This window comes from Microlunatus soli (assembly GCF_900105385.1).
Classification (GTDB): Bacteria; Actinomycetota; Actinomycetes; order Propionibacteriales; family Propionibacteriaceae; genus Microlunatus; species Microlunatus soli.
In genome coordinates this window covers 3,355,046-3,376,093 of record NZ_LT629772.1, presented here as the reverse complement: position 1 = coordinate 3,376,093, position 21,048 = coordinate 3,355,046, and the positions used below count along the sequence as shown (strand labels likewise).

General features: G+C 67.3%; 21 protein-coding genes. 10 read left to right on the top strand and 11 right to left on the bottom strand.

The genetic code is table 11. The features are described from left to right. The first annotated feature begins 189 nt into the window (after nt 1-189). Together BLU38_RS31755 and BLU38_RS31750 are read left to right on the top strand one after the other, a co-directional pair. Nucleotides 190-372 (top strand): hypothetical protein, encoded by a 183-nt coding sequence (locus tag BLU38_RS31755; RefSeq protein WP_231919862.1) that lies wholly within the window; start codon nt 190-192, stop codon nt 370-372. Nucleotides 373-429: 57 nt separating this feature from the next. Beyond that, nucleotides 430-621: a VOC family protein gene (locus tag BLU38_RS31750; protein ID WP_231919861.1), complete on the top strand. Its 192-nt coding sequence runs from the start codon at nt 430-432 to the stop codon at nt 619-621. Between the two features lie 30 nt (nt 622-651). On the opposite strand, the gene BLU38_RS15480 is transcribed toward BLU38_RS31750, so the two are convergent. Continuing rightward, nucleotides 652-879 carry a cold-shock protein gene (locus BLU38_RS15480; protein ID WP_091526198.1) on the bottom strand — a complete coding sequence of 76 codons (228 nt, stop codon included), beginning with the start codon at nt 877-879 and terminating at the stop codon, nt 652-654. 222 nt (nt 880-1,101) lie between these two features. Here BLU38_RS15480 and BLU38_RS15475 point away from each other — a divergent pair, with 222 nt between their 5' ends. Next, nucleotides 1,102-1,953, top strand: coding sequence for an NAD-dependent epimerase/dehydratase family protein (locus BLU38_RS15475; RefSeq protein ID WP_091526196.1), 852 nt, complete (start codon nt 1,102-1,104; stop codon nt 1,951-1,953). Nucleotides 1,954-1,980: 27 nt separating this feature from the next. Here BLU38_RS15475 and BLU38_RS15470 read toward each other — a convergent pair whose 3' ends face one another. The 4 genes from BLU38_RS15470 to pdhA form a co-directional block, all read right to left on the bottom strand. After that, entirely contained in the window at nt 1,981-2,538 is a 558-nt protein-coding gene (locus tag BLU38_RS15470) for a DUF1707 SHOCT-like domain-containing protein (RefSeq protein WP_091526194.1), read from the bottom strand. A gap of 186 nt (nt 2,539-2,724) precedes the next feature. Next, on the bottom strand, nt 2,725-4,161 hold the full coding sequence (locus tag BLU38_RS15460; protein WP_091526190.1) for a dihydrolipoamide acetyltransferase family protein: 1,437 nt from the start codon (nt 4,159-4,161) through the stop codon (nt 2,725-2,727). A 20-nt stretch (nt 4,162-4,181) separates the two neighbouring features. Next, on the bottom strand, nt 4,182-5,156 hold the full coding sequence (locus BLU38_RS15455; protein ID WP_091526188.1) for an alpha-ketoacid dehydrogenase subunit beta: 975 nt from the start codon (nt 5,154-5,156) through the stop codon (nt 4,182-4,184). Further along, entirely contained in the window at nt 5,153-6,271 is a 1,119-nt protein-coding gene (pdhA, locus tag BLU38_RS15450) for a pyruvate dehydrogenase (acetyl-transferring) E1 component subunit alpha (protein WP_091526186.1), read from the bottom strand. Before pdhA ends, BLU38_RS15455 begins: the two co-directional genes overlap by 4 nt. A 381-nt stretch (nt 6,272-6,652) precedes the next feature. Here pdhA and BLU38_RS15445 point away from each other — a divergent pair, with 381 nt between their 5' ends. Both BLU38_RS15445 and BLU38_RS15440 read left to right on the top strand, forming a co-directional pair. Then, nucleotides 6,653-7,507, top strand: coding sequence for a serine protein kinase RIO (locus BLU38_RS15445; protein ID WP_091526184.1), 855 nt, complete (start codon nt 6,653-6,655; stop codon nt 7,505-7,507). 136 nt (nt 7,508-7,643) lie between these two features. Then, the gene (locus BLU38_RS15440; RefSeq protein WP_091526182.1) at nt 7,644-7,862 is read left to right on the top strand and encodes a hypothetical protein; all 219 of its coding nucleotides are present in this window, start codon (nt 7,644-7,646) and stop codon (nt 7,860-7,862) included. Here BLU38_RS15440 and BLU38_RS15435 read toward each other — a convergent pair. Both BLU38_RS15435 and BLU38_RS15430 read right to left on the bottom strand, forming a co-directional pair. Then, nucleotides 7,843-8,718: a class I SAM-dependent methyltransferase gene (locus BLU38_RS15435; RefSeq protein ID WP_091526180.1), complete on the bottom strand. Its 876-nt coding sequence runs from the start codon at nt 8,716-8,718 to the stop codon at nt 7,843-7,845. The genes BLU38_RS15440 and BLU38_RS15435 overlap by 20 nt on opposite strands. Before the next feature lie 37 nt (nt 8,719-8,755). Continuing rightward, entirely contained in the window at nt 8,756-11,731 is a 2,976-nt protein-coding gene (locus BLU38_RS15430; protein ID WP_172836155.1) for an AfsR/SARP family transcriptional regulator, read from the bottom strand. A gap of 122 nt (nt 11,732-11,853) precedes the next feature. Between BLU38_RS15430 and BLU38_RS15425 the strand changes: the two genes are divergently transcribed. From BLU38_RS15425 to BLU38_RS15405, 5 genes are all read left to right on the top strand, one after another. Next, nucleotides 11,854-12,585 carry a FadR/GntR family transcriptional regulator gene (locus BLU38_RS15425; protein WP_231920364.1) on the top strand — a complete coding sequence of 244 codons (732 nt, stop codon included), beginning with the start codon at nt 11,854-11,856 and terminating at the stop codon, nt 12,583-12,585. Continuing rightward, on the top strand, nt 12,585-13,349 hold the full coding sequence (locus BLU38_RS15420; RefSeq protein WP_091526174.1) for a creatininase family protein: 765 nt from the start codon (nt 12,585-12,587) through the stop codon (nt 13,347-13,349). Before BLU38_RS15425 ends, BLU38_RS15420 begins: the two co-directional genes overlap by 1 nt. A 126-nt stretch (nt 13,350-13,475) precedes the next feature. Next, entirely contained in the window at nt 13,476-14,504 is a 1,029-nt protein-coding gene (locus BLU38_RS15415; protein ID WP_231920363.1) for an alpha/beta hydrolase family esterase, read from the top strand. Between the two features lie 13 nt (nt 14,505-14,517). Further along, a complete protein-coding gene (locus BLU38_RS15410) occupies nt 14,518-16,077 on the top strand; it encodes an AbgT family transporter (RefSeq protein ID WP_091532526.1) in 1,560 nt (519 codons plus the stop codon). Nucleotides 16,078-16,094: 17 nt separating this feature from the next. Beyond that, nucleotides 16,095-16,364: a DUF1905 domain-containing protein gene (locus BLU38_RS15405; protein ID WP_091526172.1), complete on the top strand. Its 270-nt coding sequence runs from the start codon at nt 16,095-16,097 to the stop codon at nt 16,362-16,364. On the opposite strand, the gene BLU38_RS15400 is transcribed toward BLU38_RS15405, so the two are convergent. Genes BLU38_RS15400 through BLU38_RS15385 form a run of 4 tightly spaced genes read right to left on the bottom strand, consistent with a single transcriptional unit; the run spans nt 16,283 to nt 20,541 of the window. Then, the gene (locus BLU38_RS15400) at nt 16,283-17,377 is read right to left on the bottom strand and encodes a LacI family DNA-binding transcriptional regulator (RefSeq protein ID WP_197680135.1); all 1,095 of its coding nucleotides are present in this window, start codon (nt 17,375-17,377) and stop codon (nt 16,283-16,285) included. The genes BLU38_RS15405 and BLU38_RS15400 overlap by 82 nt on opposite strands. Next, the gene (locus BLU38_RS15395; RefSeq protein ID WP_091526169.1) at nt 17,364-18,239 is read right to left on the bottom strand and encodes a carbohydrate ABC transporter permease; all 876 of its coding nucleotides are present in this window, start codon (nt 18,237-18,239) and stop codon (nt 17,364-17,366) included. The genes BLU38_RS15400 and BLU38_RS15395 overlap by 14 nt, the downstream gene beginning before the upstream one ends. Next, nucleotides 18,236-19,198, bottom strand: coding sequence for a carbohydrate ABC transporter permease (locus tag BLU38_RS15390; protein WP_091526167.1), 963 nt, complete (start codon nt 19,196-19,198; stop codon nt 18,236-18,238). Before BLU38_RS15390 ends, BLU38_RS15395 begins: the two co-directional genes overlap by 4 nt. After that, nucleotides 19,198-20,541, bottom strand: a complete 1,344-nt coding sequence (locus tag BLU38_RS15385) for an ABC transporter substrate-binding protein (RefSeq protein WP_091526165.1) — start codon at nt 20,539-20,541, stop codon at nt 19,198-19,200. The genes BLU38_RS15390 and BLU38_RS15385 overlap by 1 nt, the downstream gene beginning before the upstream one ends. Nucleotides 20,542-21,048 lie beyond the last annotated feature (507 nt).

Genomic DNA, 21,048 nt, shown 5'->3' with positions numbered 1-21,048 from the left:
CCAGCAGGATCGCACCGGCGGCCGGGGATCACCACCAGAGCAGGATCGCACCGGCGGCCGCGTTCGCGTCCCTTCTCGAGCAGGCGGCACCGGACCACGATCGCGACGCTGAACCCGGGCGAGGGTCCAACCGTTCTGGCATGCCCCAGGCGTTAGTTTGGATCCCACCGCGAGGCGAGGAGACCGAGGATGTCTGGGTATCCCGTGCTGCTGCACACCGCCATCGACGCGAAGGACTGCCGTGGACTGGGCGAGTTCTATCGAGAGCTTCTCGGCCTGCACTACCGCGAGGGTGACGAACCGCCCACCGATGGCAGTCAGGACGACGCCGGCTGGCTGTCCTGGTCGACGACAACGGCGACAGAGTGCTGACCATCCAGGAGAAGAAGGACACCACGCCGCCCACCTGGCCGGCGGAGCGGGGTGCCGATGCAGATGCACATGGACTTCAGGGTCCGTAGCACCGAGGCGCTGGAGCGACACCGAGCACGGGCCGAATCGTTGGGTGCTCAACTGCTCTACGACCGTTCGCAGGATCAGGGTGAACCGCTCTACGTGCTCGCCGATCCGGCGGGACACCCGTTCTGCTTGCTCGTCCAAGAGGAACCGCGCGGTCTCTGATCGGAGGCAAAGCCTGCCCGGAGCCGGGAGCTAATCGATCACGCGAACGTCCACCGCTCGGTAGTCGTAGCCGTCCTGGCCGCCTGGGACGTGTTCGCATCCGAACCGTACGGCTTGTCCGGGCTGAACGGTTCGGTACCCGTCCAGGGCAAGCTCGGAGAAGTGGGCGAAGACGTCGGAGGTGACGTCGGCGGAGCGCAGCACACCCCAGCCTTCTTCGTCGTTCCAGTTGAGAACGGTACCGACCACGGACTTCATGATCGCGCATCGTAGTCCGACGCCCGGTCAGCATTCCTCGCGCGGATTGTGGATTCGCTCCAAGCCCGATGCATGGTGAAGTTGATCAAGCTTTCCCGATCATTGGACCCGGTTGGACCGAGGGCTGGGAAAGTGTCGCCCGGCAGTTGACAGTATCGTCGAAGTCGGCCCGGATACCCCTGTCCAGGCCGGAAACGTACTGATCGACGGAGGCATACAGCTATGCGGGTTGTCGTCACAGGAGGCAACGGCAAGGCGGGGCAATGGGTGGTCCGCGAACTCGCCGCCGCGGGGCACGAGGTGATCAACTTCGATCTCGGGCGGCGTCCGGATCTCGACCTCCCGGGAGAGTTCTGCCGTGTCGAGTTGACCGATGCCGGCCGGGTCTACGACGCGTTGGCGCAGTTCCGGCCGGATGCTGTCGCCCACCTCGCAGCCAACCCTGCTCCCAGCGGCCAGGCGCGGATCGATGTCTTCGACAACAACGTGATCAGCGCTCACAACGTGCTGCAGGCCGCCGGCGACCTCGGCGTACGCCGAGTGGTGTACGCGTCGAGCGAGATGGCAACCGGACTGCTCACCGAGGGCGTCGTTCCGGAGCAGATCCCGTTCGACGAGTCCGAGCGACGGCCGTCACCGAATGCCTATGCGTTGAGCAAGTACATCAGCGAGGTGATCGCCGAGTCGCTGGTGTTGGCGCATCCGGAGTCTGCGTGGGTCGGGCTCCGGATCAACAACGTCATCCCGCCCGACTCCTACGAAAGCTTCCGCGACGAATGGGCCGATCCCCGTCGCAACATGGCGAACTTCTGGAGCTACATCGACGCCCGAGACGTCGGAACCGCTTATCGGGCAGCGATCGAGGGCGACAGCACCGGTCATGAGGTGTGTCTGATCGCTGCCGCGGACACCCGGGCACGACGCGGCCTGCGTGAGCTGATGGCGGAGTACTACGACGGGTACGACGCGTTCGCCACCGACTACACCGACCCGCAATCCGCCTTCGACTGTACGAAGATGCGGACCCTGTTCGGTTGGACCCCGACCTACAGTTGGCGTGATCAGCTGGACTGAACGACGGGAGCCGCTGTTCGTCGGCTGCTACTCGTCGGCACGCCGCAACCGGAGGTGCCGCATCAGCAGATAGGTCCCGCTGGCGCCGCCGAGAGCGGCCGCGGTGCCGCCGAAGCAGGCGGCGACGAACAGGAACGGCTCGACCGCGCCGAGCACCATCAGCATCCCGCCGGCGACGACGAACGAGCCGATCAGGGCGAGGACAGCGAGCACGCTCAGCGCCGGCCAGGCCCGCTGGGTCGGCGGCGGTCGGTGCCCCGACGGCACGGGCTGGGATGCGGTCGGGAGATCGGCGGTCAGCCGGTAGAGATCATCGCGGGTCACCGCCTGGACGGCCATCGTCAGCCGATACTCCAGATCCTCGGCCCCCAATCGGCCGGCAGCGAAGTGGGTAGAGAGCGCGTCGCAGACTGCGGACCGTTCGGCATCCCCGACCCGTTCCGCGGCCGGCGCCCGCGGTACCGGCGCGAACGATGCCGTCGCACCGGAGTAGTCCCCGTGCACGACCGGAACGTTCGGCCGGTGCCGGTACGCACCCGCGGGATGCACGTCGTACGGACTGGTCTGCTGCCCGGGGATCTCCATGACCCGATCGTCACCGATCCGGCGACCGCACCCAAGGTTTCCGCGACGACCGTCGACCGGAGTCCGATCCGTACCGGCGACCTCAAGACCCAGGTCGTACCCGCCGGCTCGATCCACGACGAGGTTGCGCACGTCCCCGGCCCGCGGGAACGTGCGCAACCTTGATATATCGCGCTTAGTGCAGGGCTAGTAGAGGAGGGCGGTGGCGGGGTTGTTGAGCAGGGTGGCCAGGTCGGAGAGGAAGGTCGAGCCTTGCTCGCCGTCGACGATGCGGTGGTCGAAGGAGACGGCCAGGGTGGTCACCCAGCGGGGTTCGATGCGCTCGTCGGCTCCGCTGCCGACCACCCAGGGGCGGCGGTTGATGGCACCGACGGCGAGGATGCCGGACTCCCCCGGGTTGAGGATCGGGGTGCCGGCGTCGACACCGAAGACGCCGACGTTGGTGATCGTGAAGGTGCCGCCGGACATCTCGGCCGGCTGGGTCTTGCCGTCCCGGGCGACCGTGATCAACTGACCCAGTGCCGCGGCCAGCTGGAGCAGGTCGAGCTGGTCGGCAGACTTGATGTTGGGCACCACCAGACCCCGCGGGGTCGCGGCCGCGATGCCGAGATTCACCGCACCGTGCTGGATGATCTCCTGCGCGGACTCGTCCCAGGTCGCGTTCATCGCCCTGGTCCGGCGCAACGCCAGCAGGGCAGCCTTGGCGATGATCAACAACGGCGAGATCCGGACATCGGCGAATTCCTTGCGGGCCTTGAGATCCTCGACCAGTTGCATGGTTGCCGACACATCGCAGGTCACCCATTCGGTGACGTGCGGTGCGGTGAAGGCGGACGTCACCATCGCCTGCGCGGTCGCCTTCCGGACGCCCTTGATCGGGATCCGGGTATCGGTTGTGGGCTGCTGGTGCGCGATCGGTCCTTCGACAGGCTCGGGACCCCGAGCAGGCGCAGGGCTCTGCGCGGCTGCTTCGACGTCGTCGCGGGTGATCACACCACCCGCCCCGGTCCCGGTGATCGTCGCCAGATCGAGGCCGAGATCCTTGGCCAGCTTGCGAACCGGTGGCTTGGCCAGCACCGCTCCCCCGGCCGGGTGCGGCTCGGCGGGTGCTTGACCGGGCGGCGGCAACGGCGCGCCCACCGGCTCGGCCGGCACCGGCTGCAGCGGTGCCGGCTCCTCCGGTCGGTGCGAGACCGGGTGAGCGGTGGTGAAGGCGTCGGCGACGGCCTGGTGCGGTTCGGCCGGCGGAGTCGCCGCCGGTTTGCGGGCCCGGCGCTTGGTCTGCGCGGCGCGGGGGCCGTAGCCGACCAGATTCGCGACCCGTTCACCGCCCTCGTCGCCCTCCGCTGCCGGCGCTGCGGCCGATTCCGTCGGTGTGGCCGGACCGGTCCCGTCGTCGATGGAGATGATCGGCGTGCCGACCTCGACCGTGTCACCTTCGGCGACCATCAACTCGCCGACGGTACCCGCGTACGGGCTGGGCAACTCCACGATCGACTTACTGGTCTCGACCTCGAGCAGGATGTCGTTGATCTTGACCTGGTCGCCGGCCTTGACATGCCAGCTGACGATCTCGGCCTCGACCAGACCCTCGCCCGGATCCGGCAACAGGAACTGCTTCATCGCGTGATCCTCTCCTCGGGTCAGTAGGCCAACGAACGGTCGACGGCGTCCAGCACCCGATCAAGATCGGGAAGGTATTCGTCCTCCAACCGGCTGGCGGGGTACGGCATGTCGAAGCCTCCGACCCGGAGCACCGGAGCTTCCAGGGAGTAGAAACAACGCTCGGTCACGCGCGCCGCGATCTCGGCGCCGAGACCACCACTGGTCGCCGCCTCGTGGACCGCGACGACCCGGCCGGTACGCTGCGCCGACTCGATGATCACCGACATGTCCAGCGGGGACAGCGAACGCAGGTCGATGACTTCCAGGTTGCGATCCTCGTCCTCGGCGGCGGTCGCTGCGTCGACACAGACCTTGACCATCGGACCGTACGCCAACAACGTCAGATCGCTGCCTGGCTTGACGATCGTTGCACTGTGCAGTGGCTGGGGCCGGCCCGCCTCGTCGACCTCGCCCCGTTCGTGGTACCGCCGTTTTGGCTCGAAGAAGATCACCGGATCGTCCGACGCCACGGCCTGCTGGATCATCCAGTAGGCGTCGTTGGCGTTCGACACCGACACCACCTTCAGACCGGCGGTGTGGCAGAAGTAGGACTCCGGCGATTCGCTGTGATGCTCGACCGCGCCGATGCCGCCGCCGAACGGGATCCTGATCACCATCGGCATCCTGATCCGCCCCCGGGACCGGTTGTGCATCTTGGCGACCTGATTGACGATCTGATCGAACGCCGGCATCGTGAAGCCGTCGAACTGCATCTCGCAGACCGGCCGGTAGCCGCGCATCGCCATCCCGACGGCGGTCCCGATGATGCCGGACTCGGCCAGCGGCGAGTCGATCACCCGGGCCTCGCCGAAATCCTTCTGCAGGCCCTCGGTGACCCGGAAGACGCCGCCGAGCTTGCCGATGTCCTCACCGGCCAGGACGACCTTGGGATCGGCTTCCAACGCGCGCCGTAGGCCGGCGTTCAACGCCTTGCCGATGGTGATCCGACTCATCGTGCACCCCCGATGAAGCTGTCGAGATAGCTGGAATAGTCGGCCTTCTGTTCAGCCAGGTAAGGGGTCTGCTCGGCGTAGACGTCGTCGAAGGCATCCAGCAACTCCGGATCCGGCATCGCCAAGCAGCGACCCCGGACGTCGGCAGCAAGATCATTTGCCTCGGCCTCGACCTCGTCGAAAAAGGTCTCGCCGACCGCACCGTTGCGGGTCAGATAGGCACGGACCCGGGCGATCGGATCCTTCAACTGCCAATGCTGGACCTCGTCGTCCAACCGGTATTTGGTCGGATCGTCCGACGTGGTGTGTGCACCCATCCGGTAGGTGTAGGCCTCGATGAAGGTCGGACCGTTGCCGGACCGGGCCCGTTCCATCGCCTTGGTGGTGACGGCGTGCACGGCAAGCACATCGTTGCCGTCCACCCGGACGCCGGGGATGCCGAAGCCGGACGACCTTCTGTACAAGGGAATCCGGGACTGTCGCTCGATCGGCTCGGAGATCGCCCACTGGTTGTTCTGGCAGAAGAACACCACCGGGGCGTTGTAGGAACTGGAGAAGACGAACGCCTCGCTGACGTCGCCCTGGCTGGTGGCACCGTCTCCGAGATAGGCGATCACGGCGGCGTCGCGATCCGGGTCGCCGGTGCCGACGTTGCCGTCACGCTCCATCCCCATCGCGTAGCCGGTGGCGTGCAGTGTCTGGGCACCGATCACCACGGTGTAGAGGTTGAACCGGGTCTTCTCGGTGTCCCAACCGCCCAGGTCGACGCCCCGGAACAGCCGCAGCACATCGACCGGGTCGACGCCCATGGCCAGGGCGACACCGTGCTCGCGATAGCTGGGGAAGACGTGGTCCTGGCCGCCGATCGCCCGGCCGGACCCGACCTGCGCGGCCTCCTGACCCAGACAGGACGCCCACAGCCCCAGCTCACCCTGCCGTTGCAGGGCGGTGGCTTCGGTATCCACCCGGCGGGTCAGCACCATGTCGCGGTAGAAGCCGGCGATCTGCTCGTCGGTGCCGGCGAACTCGTACTCGTCATTGCTGACGCGCATACCCTCCGGCGTCAGCAACTGAATGAAGTCGACCTCCGCGGCCGACCCACTCTCCTCGCTCATCCTCGTGCATCCTCTCGCTCCGTTGCGGGATCACCGCAGCACCCGAAATCTGCCTCGATGTCGAGCACCGGCGTGGCGGGGGTGTGCAACGCCTAATGGCCCGACTCCGGCACCCACCTGATCGCTGAGCGTGGGCCCCGGCCAGGCAGTCGACTCGGCTCAGGGATGTCGACCTCGTCACCCGCCTGTGGCGCCCAACGTACCCCGGTAGGAGTCACGGAGGGAAAACAACTTGCGGGCCCGAGTTCTTTTGCTACAAGGTGGCCGGAACTGCTACAGCTGCGCCGCCCCGCTCGGGCGAGCGCCGGGAAGAAGGAGGTCGCGCCATGACTGCCGCACTGGATCGCGCCCACACCTCGATCCTCTTCCCAGGAGTAGAAGTTGCACCGTCACGATCTGCCCGACGAGCAGTTGCCTCGTCAGGCCCATCCCGACCCCTTTGATTTCACCTTCATCCCGACCGTCGACCTCGACGACGATCAACGCTGGTCCCGCTACGACGAGATCGGTGTCCTGACCGGTCCGGAGCCTGTCCCCGACTGGGTGATCACCGCGTCCGGCGCGATCGAGACCGAGCTGGGCATCCTGAAGACGGGCAAGGAGGCCGATGTCTTCCTGCTCGAACGTGCCACCGACGATGCTGCGACCGTGCTGGCCGCCAAACGTTATCGGGAAGCCGAGCATCGTCAGTTCCATCGTGACGCCGGCTACAGCGACGCCCGCAAGACCCGGAACACCCGCGACCGCCGAGCGATGGCCAAACACACCGCGCACGGCCGTTCGGTGCAGGCCGGGCAGTGGGCGGGCGCGGAGTTCGGCACCCTGTGCGAGCTCTGGGAGGCCGGCCTCCCGGTCCCCTACCCGATCCAGCTGGACGGCACCGAGATCCTGATGGAGTTGATCACCGACCGTGACGGCGAGGTCGCGCCACGGTTGGCCCAGACCCGGCCGGATCATGATCAACTCCGCAACTACTGGGACCAGCTGCACCAGGCGATGGCGGTGCTGGCCGGTCGTCAGCAGGCACACGGCGACCTGTCCCCGTTCAACATCCTGGCCGCCGGCGACCGGCTGGTGATCATCGACGTGCCGCAGGTGGTGGACATCGTCGGCAACTCCAACGGGATGGACTTCCTGGCCCGGGACTGCCGCAACGTCTGCAATTGGTTCGCGACCCGCGGGCTGCCGGTCGATGCCGAGGAGGTGTTGGCGGAGCTGATCTCCTACGCCTGGTGAGCAAGACCACAGCGCACCGAACTGACGTGTAACCGCTTCGCAAGCGATGTGTAACACCAGCAGCAGAGGATGGAATCAGTTGATGCCCTTTCGAGGAAGCAAGGCAAATTTCCCCGACCCTTCGACAGGACCTGCCATGCTCATGCATCATTCCGAACCCAATCAGCTCTATCAGGAGCGGCTGCGCCGAGCCGCCGACGGGCGCCTGGCCCGAGAGTTCCGCCGGCGAACCGGCCGGCCGCAGGACAAGGTAGCGTTCCGGCGATCGGTCGGAGAGCTGCTGATCAACGCCGGTCTGCGGATGTGCGGCGAGTTCCCCGGCGCGGTCGGACCGGTCAGCCGCCGCGCGGCCTGACCGGGTCGGACGGACGGGCTTGCGGTTTGCGACCACGGGTGTAGACGAGTTGGTAGAACCAGCTGCGGAAGCTCGGCTTCATCAACAGCCTCTGGTAGCGGTCCAGGTCCTCCTCCGACAGACCCGCCTTCCGCAGATGGGTCGCGCCCTGACGACTCAGGTTGAGGTGCAGCCGACAGCCGAGGTCGCCGCCCCGGGTGAGGAAGCTGAAGCGGTCGGCGTGGATGTCGGACAGTCCCGCGTCCTGCATCAGCGTGTGGGTGCCACCCGCCCAGGTCAGTGCCTGTCCGGCGGCAGGTGCCACCATCTCGTACGCCATCCGGGCGAACCGCTGGAACGCCTCCTCGTCCGCGGGATCCGGCCGGGCGGCAAGAGTGGGCGGAGCGGCTGAATCGCCCAGCAGCAGCCAGCCGCCGGGCGCGAGTGCATCGACCAACCGGGACAGCACCGCGTCGCGATCGGGTAGGTGGGTGAGCACCATCCGGGCATGGATCAGGTCGTACGGGCCGCCCGGGACGCCGTCGGTGATGTCGTGCTGGAGCACACTGACGCCGGCCATCGGGCTCAGGTAGGCGGTGTCCAGATCGGTCGCCAGCACCGATCCGACGGCCGGGTCCGGACGCTGCGCCAGCCAGCGGGCGATCGACCCGTTGCCGGCCCCGATCTCCAGACAGCGGGCGCGTTCGGGCAGGTCCAGCCGTTCCAGCTGCCCGATCGAGTACGGGTCGAGCACCAGCTCGAGCAACTCCAGATGCTCGGCGCCGAGGTCGGGCTCGTCGTCCCACAGATAGCGCGTCCCGTCACGACGCGTCGGGGTCGGCTCGGCCGGGACATGATTCGTCGACGAGACAGTCATGCCCGTGACGATTCACCGGGCCACTTTCCCCGCACTTTCACCCGGCGAGTCGGTCGCGGATCGCGACGACGGTCGTTGCCCGGGGGTCGTCGACCCGGGCGTAGATCCGTGCTGCTCGGGTGAGTTGGGCGACGGCCTGCGTCGGTTCGCCGCTGCCGGCCAGGATCTCGGCAAGTTCGGCGCGCAGACCGGCCTGGAATCCGTCGAACCCGTGTTCCGCGGCGTAGTCGATCGCGTCGGCGAAAAGCCTCAGCGCGCCTGGCCCGTCGGCCATCGCTCGCGCGGAGCCGTCCAACACCAGCATCGTGTCCTCCACCGTGCCGGTCCGACGGACCATCCGGGTGGCCTCCCGGAACAGTCGACGGCCGTCGGCGTGATCACCGAGTGCCGTCCGGGCCCGCCCCTGGATGACCAGGGCTCGGACAGCGCTGCTGATCGCGTGCCGCGCCCGTGCCTCGGCGACGACCTGCCGGGCCAGTTCATCGGCGCCGACCGGATCGCCGTCGACCAATGCCGTTTCGGCCAGACCGGTCAGCACATCGAGACGGCAGTAGGCCAGATCGTGCTGTTCGCAGAGCGACCGCGCGGCCAGGAAGTGCCGTTCAGCTACTCGTGGCTCTCCGGCGCGGAGTCCGATCACGCCGCGATAGTGCTGAGCCGTCGCGATCGCGATCGGCAGCGCCCGGTCCGACGCCCGGTAGCGCCGGATCGATTCGCAGAACAACGCCTCGGCTCGGGCCAGGTTTCCGCGCGTCAGCGCCACGATCCCCAGATAACCGTGAACGCCGCCGAGCGAGTCGGTGATCCCGTGCTGCTCGTGCAGCCCGCGGATCGCCTCGAACGCCGCTTCGGCGCCGTCGAAGTCTCCCTGGCTGAACCGGCAGCTGCCGATCCCGGACAACGCACGCATCTCCAGGTACCGGTTCCCGACCAGCCGCGCCAGCTCGAGCTCGCGGGTGTGCAGCCGCAACCCGTCGCCGACGAGTCCGCGACCGATCAGTCGCCAGCCGTACGCGGCGGCGATCACCAGCACGCTCTCGGCCTCCGCCGGGTCGGCGTCGTGCGCCGCCGCGAGCACGTTGCCCTGCTCCTGTTCCAGCCAGCGTTCGGCGGCTGCTGGCTGGTCGAAGATCATCGGATCGGCAGGACTCCGCGCCGGTACCGGACGGTTGTAGTCGTCGTCCGGTCGGACCATCGCCACCGCCGTCGCTGCGGCATGGGCGTAGAAGTGCAGCAGCCGGGCCCGGGCCGCGGACCGCGGAGCCTCGTCGATGCCTTCGGCAAGCTCGGCCGCGTAGGCACGCAGCAGATCGTGCTGGCGGTAGCGACCTCTCACCGACCGGTCGATCAGGTGGGCCCGGACCAGGACGTCGAGCCGGCGGCGCACCACCGACCGGGAGGTGCCGCTCAGGGCCGCCAGCGCCGGCACGTCGGCGTCGGCACCGGGTAGCAGTCCCAACTGCGCGAACAGTTCGGCGGCCTGCTCGGGCAGCGACCGGTAGGACCAGGAGAGGATCGCGCGGACATCGGTCGCCGGTCCGTCACCGGCATCCAGAAGATCGAGCCGGTCGTGCTGATCGCCGAGTTCGGCGACCAACTGGGCGATGGTCTGGTCGATCCGGTCGACGGCCTGTTGGGCCGCCACCCGCAGTGCCAGCGGCAGATCCCCGCACAGCTCGGCCAACGCATGGACCGCGTCGGTGTCGCCGCCGGCCCGGTTTCCGATCAGGTCGCCGAGCAGCTGCACCGATGCCGAGCGGGTCAGCGGCCGTACGGCTGTCACGACGGCACCGTCCCGAGCGACCAGCCCCGGTAACGCGTGCCGGCTGGTCACGATCACCGTCGCCGGACCGCTCCCGGGAAGCAGTGGCCGGACCTGGTCGGCCGATCCTGCGTTGTCCAACACGATCAGCACCCGCCGGGAGGACAGCAGACTGCGGAGCAGATTGCTCCGGTCCTGCAGTCCGGCCGGCACCCGTTCCGACGGCACCCCGACCGTCCGCAGGCAACTCTCCAGTGCCTCACCCGGGTCGACCGGCGGATCGTCGCTGAAGCCGCGGAGGTCGACGAACAGCTGACCGTCGGGGTAGGCGTCGGCGTGTCGGTGTGCCCAGGCCAACGCGATCGAGGTCTTGCCGACGCCGCCCATTCCGGTGATCAGCCGCAGCGCCGGGCCGTCAGCGTCGCCGACCGCGGACAGTTCACGAGTACGTCCGGTGAGCTCGACGGCGGGTGGCAGCTGCGCCGGACGGACGGCCGGTGCCGGCTCCGGTCGGTCCTCGACGTCATCGCGCTGTCCGGCGAGCACCGTCGCCTGCTCCTGCTGCAGCTCGCTACCCGGTTCGACGCCGAGCTCCTCCAACAGTGCGGACCGGGTCCGCCGGTAGACCGCCAGCGCATCGGCCGGACGCCCGCAGGAGTGCAGCGCGCGGATCAGCAGCACCGCATACCGCTCGTGCAGCGGTTCCTCGGTGCACCGCAGCCGCAATTCGGGGATCAGTGCCGTCCCGCGGCCACGGCCGAGCTCGGCCTCACACCAGAGGTCGAACACCCATCGTCGACGCTCCGCGCAGCGCGCCGCCTCCGGCAGTGTCGCCAGCTCATCGAAGTCCTCGAAGGCCGCGCCACGCCAGAGATCCAATGCCGTCCGCGCCGTGTCGGCGATCTGAGCCTGGGACAACTCCGGGCGGAGCAGACGATCGGCCAGCCGGTCGAACTCGGTGATGTCGCAGTCGCCGGCCGAGAGCTGCAGTCGATAGCCGGCCGGTTCCAACGTCAGCCGGCCGGGTTTGTCGAGTCGGGCGCGCAGCCGGTGGACGGCGAGCTGGAGCTTGGCCTGCCCACGACCCGATCGATCATCCGGCCACACGGTCTCGATCAGGACGTCGGCCGGAACCGGTCGGTTTGGGTGCACCAGAAGGATGGCCAGCAGCAGCCGCTGGACGCGTCCGTGCAGGCTGAGCTCGACACCGTCCCGACGGATCCGGAACGGTCCGAGAACATCGAACCTCAACACAACGCCTCCCACCCCAAGATCCCATGCCCCTTGCCCGTGCCGACAGTCGCGAAGGGGTTGACACCAAGGTGAGCAAGTGATTTAGTCACTTCACCAGTTCGAGCGTAAGGATGCCGCCGTTGTCGTCGATCACTCCGCCCCCCACGAGCCTCTCGCGAACCGACAGTCTGTCGGGACGGCTGGCCGACGCGATCCTGGACCTGATCCGGACCGACGGGCTGACCACTGGCGACGCGATCCCGTCGGCCCGGACGCTGGCCAGCCGATTCGAGGTCACCACCCCGACGATCCGGGAGGCGCTGCGTCAACTGGAAGCGACCGGCGCTGTCGAACTGCGCCACGGATCCGGCACCTATGTCGGCCCGACGATCGACCGGGCGGTGATGGTCAACCCGCACCGGGCGCCGCTGACCAAGGAGTCGGTGCTGGAGCTGATCGGCGCCCGCGAGCTGATCGAGCCGGACACCGCCGCGGCGGCCGCGCTGGCCCGTACCGATGATCAACTCCGACGACTCGAACTCGCCTCGGGCAACGCCCTCAATCCGCCGGGCGATCGACCGGTGGCCTACCACTTCCACATCGAGTTGGCCGCCGCCACCGGCAACCGGCTGATGCGTGAGCTGATCGAGTCCCTGATCCTGGTCCGCGGCCGTCAACAACGCGCGATCCGCAGGCTCTACGACGAACGCGAACGTGATCATCGCGAACATCTGGAGATCCTCGCCGCGGTTCATGATCGCGATCCCGCGCAGGCACGGCAGCTGACCCGTGATCATCTGGCGCACATCCGCGAGGCGATCAGCAGCGCCGACCTGCAGGCCGACGCGGCCGCAGCGGACGGTGATCGCTGATGGGCTTCCCGGAGCTGGCGACGATGACCACCGTCGAGGCGACCACAGCCGTGGCGGCCGCACCGTTGGTGGTGTTGCCGGTCGGCGCGCAGGAGCAACACGGCCCCGGGATGGCGATGTGCACCGACACCGTCCGGGCCGAGGGCGTGGCCAGCAGGGTGGTCGAGGGACTGGCCGGGCGGGCGGTGCTGGCGCCGGCGCTGCCGTACGGCGTCTCACCGCACCACGTGGCCTTCGCGGGCACCATGAGTCTGACCGCGGCGACCTTCCAGACCATGATCAACGAACTGATCGACAGCCTGTACGACGCCGGCTGGCGCAAGATCCTGATCATCACCGGGCACGGCGGCAACGCACCCGCACTCTCGGTCGTCGCTCAAGATCAACTTCAGCTGCACCCCGAGCTGTGGCTGGCCTGGTCGCCGATCACGGCGCTGGCCAAGCCGGAGATCGCGCAACTCGACGTCACGTCGGTGCACGGCCACTCGGGCCAGGCCGAAACGGCCCAGATGCAGTTCCTCGCACCCGAGCTGGTCCGCGACGCGGAACTGCAGCCGGGTACCACCGAGGTGTCCCAGTTGACCGGCCGCGCTCGGCTGTCCCGCTCCACCCTCGGGCCGAAGCTGGCCGTCGGCTTCGACTCCTACCACCAAGGCGTGCTGGGCGATCCCCGGCAGGTCACCGCCGAGGACGGCAAGTTGATCATCGATGCCGTCGTCGACAAGATCACCCGATTCGCCCAGGAAATGATCATGGGCGACTGAGGCTGCCTGTCCGATCCGGCGCGCTACCTCAGCACACCCACACGACGACCCCACCACGATGGACGCCGCGCGCTTCCGCGCCACCGGCGCCGGCCGCGCTGCGCCCATCACCCAGGAGCATGTCCGATGTCGCACACTCCCAGCCTGACCCGACCCGTCCGCCGATTGCTCGGCCTGATCGGCACCGCCGTCGTGATCACCGCCGTCTCCGCGATGCCGCCGGTGGCCGCAACCCCGACCGATCATGAGAGCCCGGTAACGCGGCATTCCAGCACCGGCTGCGGCCGAGAACCCGGACAACAACCGGGATCAAGTTCCCTGCAGCCGCTGCGGAGCGGCGGACTCGACCGCAGCTACCAGCTGCACGTGCCCGACGACTACTCGCCCGACCGCAGCTATCCGTTGATCATGGTCTTCCACGGTCGCGGCAAGACCGGGGCCCAGACCGAGCAGTTCACCGGCTTCGACCGACAGCCGGCGATCCTGGTCTACCCCAACGGTGTGATCGGCGAGGAGGACAAACAGGCCTGGCAGGGCGCCCCGTATGCCCGACAGGGCGTCGACGACGTCGCGTTCACCGCCGACCTGATGGACCAGGTGGAGTCGGACTATTGCATCGACCTGGATCGGGTCTTTGCCGCCGGCAAGTCCAACGGTGCCGGCTTCACCGCGATCCTGGCCTGCCGGATGGCCGATCGGATCGCGGCCGTCGCCCCGGTCGCCGGAGCGTTCTACATCACCGGCGAGCCGTGCCGTCCGAGCCGACCGATCGCGGTCCTGGAAGTGCACGGGACGGGCGACACCGTGGTGCCCTACGACGGTGACGGCACCAAGGACGAACCCGCGATCCGCACCTGGGTGCACGACTGGGCGGTCCGGGACGGCTGCCGACTTTCGCCTCGTCGGCAGACGATCGGCGACGACGTCAGCTCCTTCAGTTACCGCGGCTGTTCGGTGCCCGACAAGCCCGTCGGTTCGCAGCACCATCCGATCGACACCAGCGCCGACGTGCTGCATCTGGCCGTGACCGACGGCGGCCACACCTGGCCCGGCTCGGACTCCTCCTCCGGCCCCGGCTACGTGACCCAGACCTTTTCCGCCACCGAGGTGAGCTGGCAGTTCTTCGCCGATCACCCGTTGCCGAACCGCCGATGACTCGGGAGTGATCATGACCAACACCAGCGCGCGATTGCCGACCACCGAACCGCAGGACACCGAGCGACTGCCCCGGCTGCTCCGGGCGATGGGCGCTATCGAACGGGTCGGCAACGCCCTGCCGCATCCGTTCTGGCTGTTCTGGATCCTGGCCATCGCGCTGGGCCTCGCGAGCGCGATCCTGTCCTGGACCGATGTCTCGGTGACCTCGCCCGCCGACGGCAAGGTGGTCGAGATCCACAACCTGTTCTCCGGCGCTGGCCTGCAGATGGCGGTCTCGACGGCGATCGACAACTTCGCCGAGTTCCCTCCGATGGCGACCATCGTGGTAGTGATCATGGGTGTCGCGCTGGCCGAGCGGACCGGCTTCCTGCAGGCGGTGATGCGGGTCAGCATCTCCCGGGTACCGACCTCCATGATCGTTTTTGCGGTGGCCTTCGCCGGCACGATGGCGCACGTCGCGTCGGCCGCGGCGTACGTGATCCTGGTGCCGCTCGGCGGGCTCGCCTTTCGGGCCGTCGGTCGATCACCGATCCTCGGCATCGTCGTCGCCTACACCGCGATCGCCTCCGGCTATGACGCCAGCCCGATCCCGACCCCGAACGACGCGATCTTCGCCGGCATCACGACCGCCGCAGCGAAGACGATCGATCCCGAGGCTTACGTGTCGCCGCTGTCGAACTGGTTCTTCAACATCGCCTCGTCGATCGTGCTGGCGACGGTGATCACCGTGGTCACCAAGCTGGTGCTGAGCCGTCGCTCCGACCTCGAACCGGACGCCGACGCCGATCTCGGTGACATCAAGGATCTGCAGATCGACCGCAAGGAACGGCGGGCGCTCCGGATCGCGGGACTGTCCCTGCTGGCCGCGATCGCAGTGCTGGTGATCATCCTGATCCCGCAGTCCTCGCCGTTGCGTGGCGAGCACGGCAGTCTGACCGACTCACCGTTCCTGGACGGCATCGCGATGATCGTCGCCGCCCTGTTCGCGCTGACCGGAATCATCTACGGCGGGATGACCGGGTCCCTGCGTAAGCCCGGCGATGTGCCGAAGATGATGGCCGAGGGCATTCGGCAGATGGCGCCGGTGCTGGTGCTGTTCTTCGCGATCGCCCAGTTCCTGGCGTACTTCGACTGGACCGGCGTCGGGGATCTGGTGTCCGCTGCCTCAGCCCGCGCCCTCGGCGACCTCGGCGCACCGCCGGTGGTGTTGTTCCTCGGCATTCTGCTGGCCCTGACGATCATCAACCTGCTCGTCACCAGCGGATCGGCGATGTGGTCGCTGACCGCCCCGATCCTGGTGCCGATGATGTTGCTGCTGCACGTCCCGGCCGAGACCACCCAGGCGTTGTTCCGGATCGCCGACTCCGGCTCCACGGCGATCACGCCGATGAGCCCGTACTTCGTGATGGCGTTGGGCTTCCTGCAGCGTTACCGGAAGTCCGCAGGGGTCGGGACGCTGGCTTCGTACACGATCCCGTTGGCGATCAGCATGACCGTGACCTGGACAGTGTTGTTCCTGGTGTGGTGGGCGCTGGGCATCCCGCTCGGGCCGGGTGCACCGGTGCGTTGAGGTGAGATGATCGACCGATGCAGACGGTCGACGGAATCGTGGAGAGCGCCGGCGGTGGTGGGCACGCATTGCGGCTGCCGTTCCTGGCCAAGGACGTCTTCGGCCGGGCCCGGGCGACGGTACGGGTGGTCGCCGAGGGCAAGCTGGAATTCACCACCACCCTGGCCAGCTACGGCGGTGTCAGCTGGCTCGGCCTGCGCAAGGATCAGCTGGCCGAGCTCGGGCTCGGGGCCGGTGATCCGATCTCGGTGACGATCGAGGAGTCCGACCGCGGGGCGGCCGGCTGAGTCCGGTCAACCGCGGTCGCCGGTTCTGCGGTGCTGCTGCGGACGATCAGGTCGGTGGCCAGATCGACCCGAGGGGTCCGCTCGGCAAGATCGACATCGAGGATGATCTGGGTTGCCTGCTGCCCCATCTCCTTCAGCGGCTGCCGGACGGTGGTCAGCGGTGGGCCGAGCCAGCCGGCAACGTTCAGATCGTCGTAGCCGACGACGGAGAGATCATCGGGGATGGACAATCCGGCCAGCCGGGCGGCCTCGTACACGCCGAGCGCCATCAGGTCGTTGCAGGCGAAGATCGCGGTCGGTCGATCGAGCCGGTCGAGCAACCGGGTGGCCAGCTGCAGACCGCTGTCCCGTTCGAAATCCCCCTCCACGATCAGCTGCTCGTCGACGGCGATCCCGGCCTCGTCCAACGCCGATCGATAGCCGGCCAACCGGGCGCGCGAGCACATCAGTCGGGACGGGCCACCGATCACTGCGATCCGGCGGTGGCCGAGGGCCAGCAGATGCCGGGTCGCCAGCATCCCGCCGTTCCAGTTGGCCGACCCCACCGCCGGCACCCCAGGTGCCGGATCGCCGGCGGGATCCACCAGGACGTAGGGAATCCCGCGGGCATGCAGCTGCCGTTCCTGCGGTGAACTGATCCCCGACGACACCAGGATCACGCCGAGCGGATTGCGCTGGACGACACCGTCCAGCCACTCCGGCCCGGGCGACGACCGATTGCCGCCCTCGGTGACGACGACGCCGAGGCCTCGGGCCCGTGCCAGCTGCTGCACACCGAGCTGGATCTCCGGTGCCCAGGCGGTGGTGTAGCGGACGAACACCAGCTCGATCAGCGGCGCGGTGTCCCGCAGGCCGCGGCGCTGGTATCCGTGCCGGTGCAGCAGCGCTTCCACCCGGGCCCGGGTCGCGTCGGAGACTCCGGTGCGACCGTTGAGCACCTTCGAGACCGTCGAGGTGGACACCTCGGCGTCGGCCGCGATCCGGGATAGCGTGGAGCGCTCATCGACCGGCAAGAGCACCCCCGATGCCGCCGACGCTGAAGTACTTGTTCAGTGCAGCGAACAAGATCACCGGCGGCAACATCATGATCACCGCGACGGCCATCACCAGGCCCCAGTTGGTGGCGTTCTGCTGGAAGAAGGTCTCCAGGCCGACCGGCAGCGTGTAGTTCAACTCCGAACGCAGGAAGACCACCGCGATCAGGTAGTCGTTCCAGGCCAGCAGGAAGCAGAAGATCGCCGTCGACAGGATGCCCGGCAACGCGTTCCGCAGCACCACCCGGAGGAAACCGCCGAACAGCGAGCAGCCGTCCATCCAGGCCGCCTCCTCCAAGGAGATCGGGATCGAGTCGTAGTAGGCGGCCAACATCCAGGTCGCAACCGAGAGCGTCGAACCGACATAGACGATCGTGACGCCACCGAGGTTGTCGACCAGATTGAGCTTGGAGAACAGGATGAACAGCGGGATCACTGCTGTCACCACCGGCAGCGACTGGACGATGAACAACACCAGCGAGTAGCCCGAGACGAGCCTGTTGCGGACCCGGGACAGCACGTAGCCGGCCGGCGCGGCGACACCGACGGCGACGACCACCGTCACGATCGTGACACCCAGGCTGTTCTCCAGCCAGTAGTCGATGTGGGTCTGACTGAAGACGGTGGCGAAGTTCTCCAAGGTCGGGCCGGTCGCCGAACTGCCCAGACCCGGCCGCAGCGAGAGGTAGCCGACCGCGACGATCGGGATGATCACGATCGCGGTGATCACCAGGATCAGCACGAACCGCCACCACTTGCCGCGTTCGTCCATGGAGCGGGTCCGGGTCGGTGGGACCATCGGCTGTGCGGCCGGCGGAGCTTGCAGCATCGTGTCGGTCATTCGATGTTCACCTTCCGGATCTGGCGGTAGAGCACGACCGAGACGATCACCAGAACCAACGTCATCAGGAACGCGATGGCCACACCGGGTCCGGTCTGGAAATTCTGGAAGACGGTGCGATATGCCATCACCACAAGGGATGTGGTCGCGTTGACCGGACCGCCACCGGTGAGCAGGAAGATCGTCGGGAAGTCGTTCACGCAGAAGATCGTCATCAGGATCCAGCTGATGTAGGTGGATCGGGCGATCAACGGCATCGTGATCGAACGGAACGACTGCCAGCCGGTCGCACCGTCGACCTTGGCGGCCTCGTACACGTTGACATCGACCGAGGCCAGCGCCGAGCTCATCATCATCATCATGAACGGGAAGCTGATCCAGACCTTGAAGATGCAGACGGTGATCTTGGCCAGCGTCGGATCGGCCAGGAACAACACGTTGCCGAAGCCGATCGCCTCAGCCAGCCGTGGCAACGGGCTCTGCGGGGTCGCGACCAGCCAGTTCCAGGACGTCGCCGACACCACCACCGGGACAACCCAAGGCAGCAATAGCAGCACCTTGAACAGACCACCGGCCGGAATCCTGGTCCGCAACAGCATCGCCAGCGCCAGACCGACGGCCCAACTGCCGAAGACACCGGTCACGGTGAAGATCAACGTGAACAGTGCCGAGTTCCAGAACTCCGGTGTGCTCAACACGTCGACGTAGTTGGTCAGCCCGACGAACTTGCCCAGGTTGATCAGGTTGCCGGCGCGGACCGACTGCATGCCGGCGTACAGCAGCGGGTAGAGATTGATCAACAACAACAGGATCAACGATGGCAGCGCGAACAGCAGCAGGGTCAACGCGCCGCGATGATTCTTGCGCCGGGGTGTGGTCGGCAGCGGACGACCGCTACCGCGGACACCGACGCCCCGGCGGGCCTTCTGCAACCCACCGGGGAGAGCCTGTCCCGACATCAGCCCTGTGCCTTGATCGCCTTCGCGGTGGCGTCCTGCAGCTTGGTCAGGGCAGCCTTCGCGGTGGTCTTGCCGCCGAGCACGGACTGGGCGAAGGTGTCCATCGCCGGTGTGCCGTCAACGGTGGTGACGCCGAGGAACAGCGCATCCGAGCCGGGAGCGGCCCAGGTCTTGGAGATCGGCTGCCACTCCTCGATCGCCTTGACCGCATTGGCGTCCTTGCGGAATCCGTCGGTCTTGGTGATCGAGGTCAACGGCGGCAACCCGATGCCGGTGTTCTTGGTCCACAGCGGGGCCATGTTCTTGTAGTAGTAGGTGAGGAACGCCTCCGAACCCTTCTGGCTCGGGGTGTTGGTGTACATCATGATGTTGTTCGGGAAGTAGAGCGCGCCCTTCTTCCCGGCCGGGCTGGTCAGCGGGCTGCCGACCGTCAGGTCCTTGGCGACGGTGCCGCCGACGTTGTTGGCCAGTCCCGCGGTATCGAAGCCCATGCCGTACTTCTTGGCCTTCCACTGGGACTGTGCGTTGTCGCTGGTGTAGGTCGGGCTGGCCGGATCGACGTAACCCTTCTTGACACACTCCAGGACGAACTCGATCGCCTCGATGTTGGCCGGGGTGACCATCTCCGGCTGGTGTCCGGCGTCGAACAGGCCACCGCCGTTGTTGATCATCCAGCTGACCAGGATGTGGCTCCCGGTGAAGGCGCCGGCGCCAGCTGCAGTGCCGTAGCCGTACACGTTGATCTTCTTCAGCGCTGCGCAGGTGTCCAGGAAACCCTGCCAGTCCTTCGGCGGCTCGGCGTCGGCCTTCTTCAGCAGCGCGGTGTTGTACCAGAGCACGCGCATGTCGAGGTTGTACGGGACGGCCGCATACCCCTTCTCCACCTTCATGGTGTCGATCAGCCCGGGCAGGAAGTCGTCGTAGAGACCGTTCTTCTTCCAGGACTCCAGCAGGTCGTCGGCGTAGGCGATCTTGCCCTGCGCTTCGAACTGGAACGCCTGGGTGCCGCCACCGGAGCTGACCGCGGGACCGGTGTTGGAGGCGACCGCGGACGAGAACGTCTGGGTGAAGTTGGCCCACTGGATGATCTGGTAGGTGGCCGCACCGAGTCCGCCTGCGGGCTTGTAATCGGTGGTGATCTTCTTGTCCAGGACGTTGAACTCGGTATTGCCCCAGGGCATGTTCCAGAACTTGATCGGCTTGGCGCCGCCACCGGATCCGCCGGAGCTGCTGGCCGCGCGGTTGCACCCGGTCAGCACGCCGGCGCCGGCCAGGCCGACTCCTGCTGCCGCGCCGAGGAATCCCCGACGGGAGACTGAACGACCCGTGATCGGAGTTGTCATGATCTTCCTTCCGAACCCGCTGCACGAGGGCGGGTCGCTGCTCGACTCTGAACGAAACTTTGCGAACGTCGGTTGCTGCGAGAACCGAATCTGATCGCCAAGGACAAGAATGAGCCTCCTTCGTTGAGTTGTCAACGGGTGGGGTTCGGCGTCCAGCAGTCCGACTCAGGTTGTCGACACCCACCGGCCTCGCTGATCGGTCGCGACATCACCGCCGACTGCTCATATTCCCTCTGACTAGGAGTGTCAGTCTGCTTCTGGTCTGTAGGTGAATCGATTGACGCTGCCCCTCCGCCTTCGTCCGGGACGTCTCCGGGGCCCTCAGAAGCCCGCATTTCGACTCACCTGGAGCCCCGCCAGACATTTCGATCAGACAACGAAATAGTTCGAAATCATAAGCCGCAGGACGAGGGCACGGTGCCCGCGGAGGAGCAACCGTCGGATCACTGGGTCCGACTGAGCGGACAGTGGCCGGGATCGGCGACGTGGTACGGAACAATGTGCAGG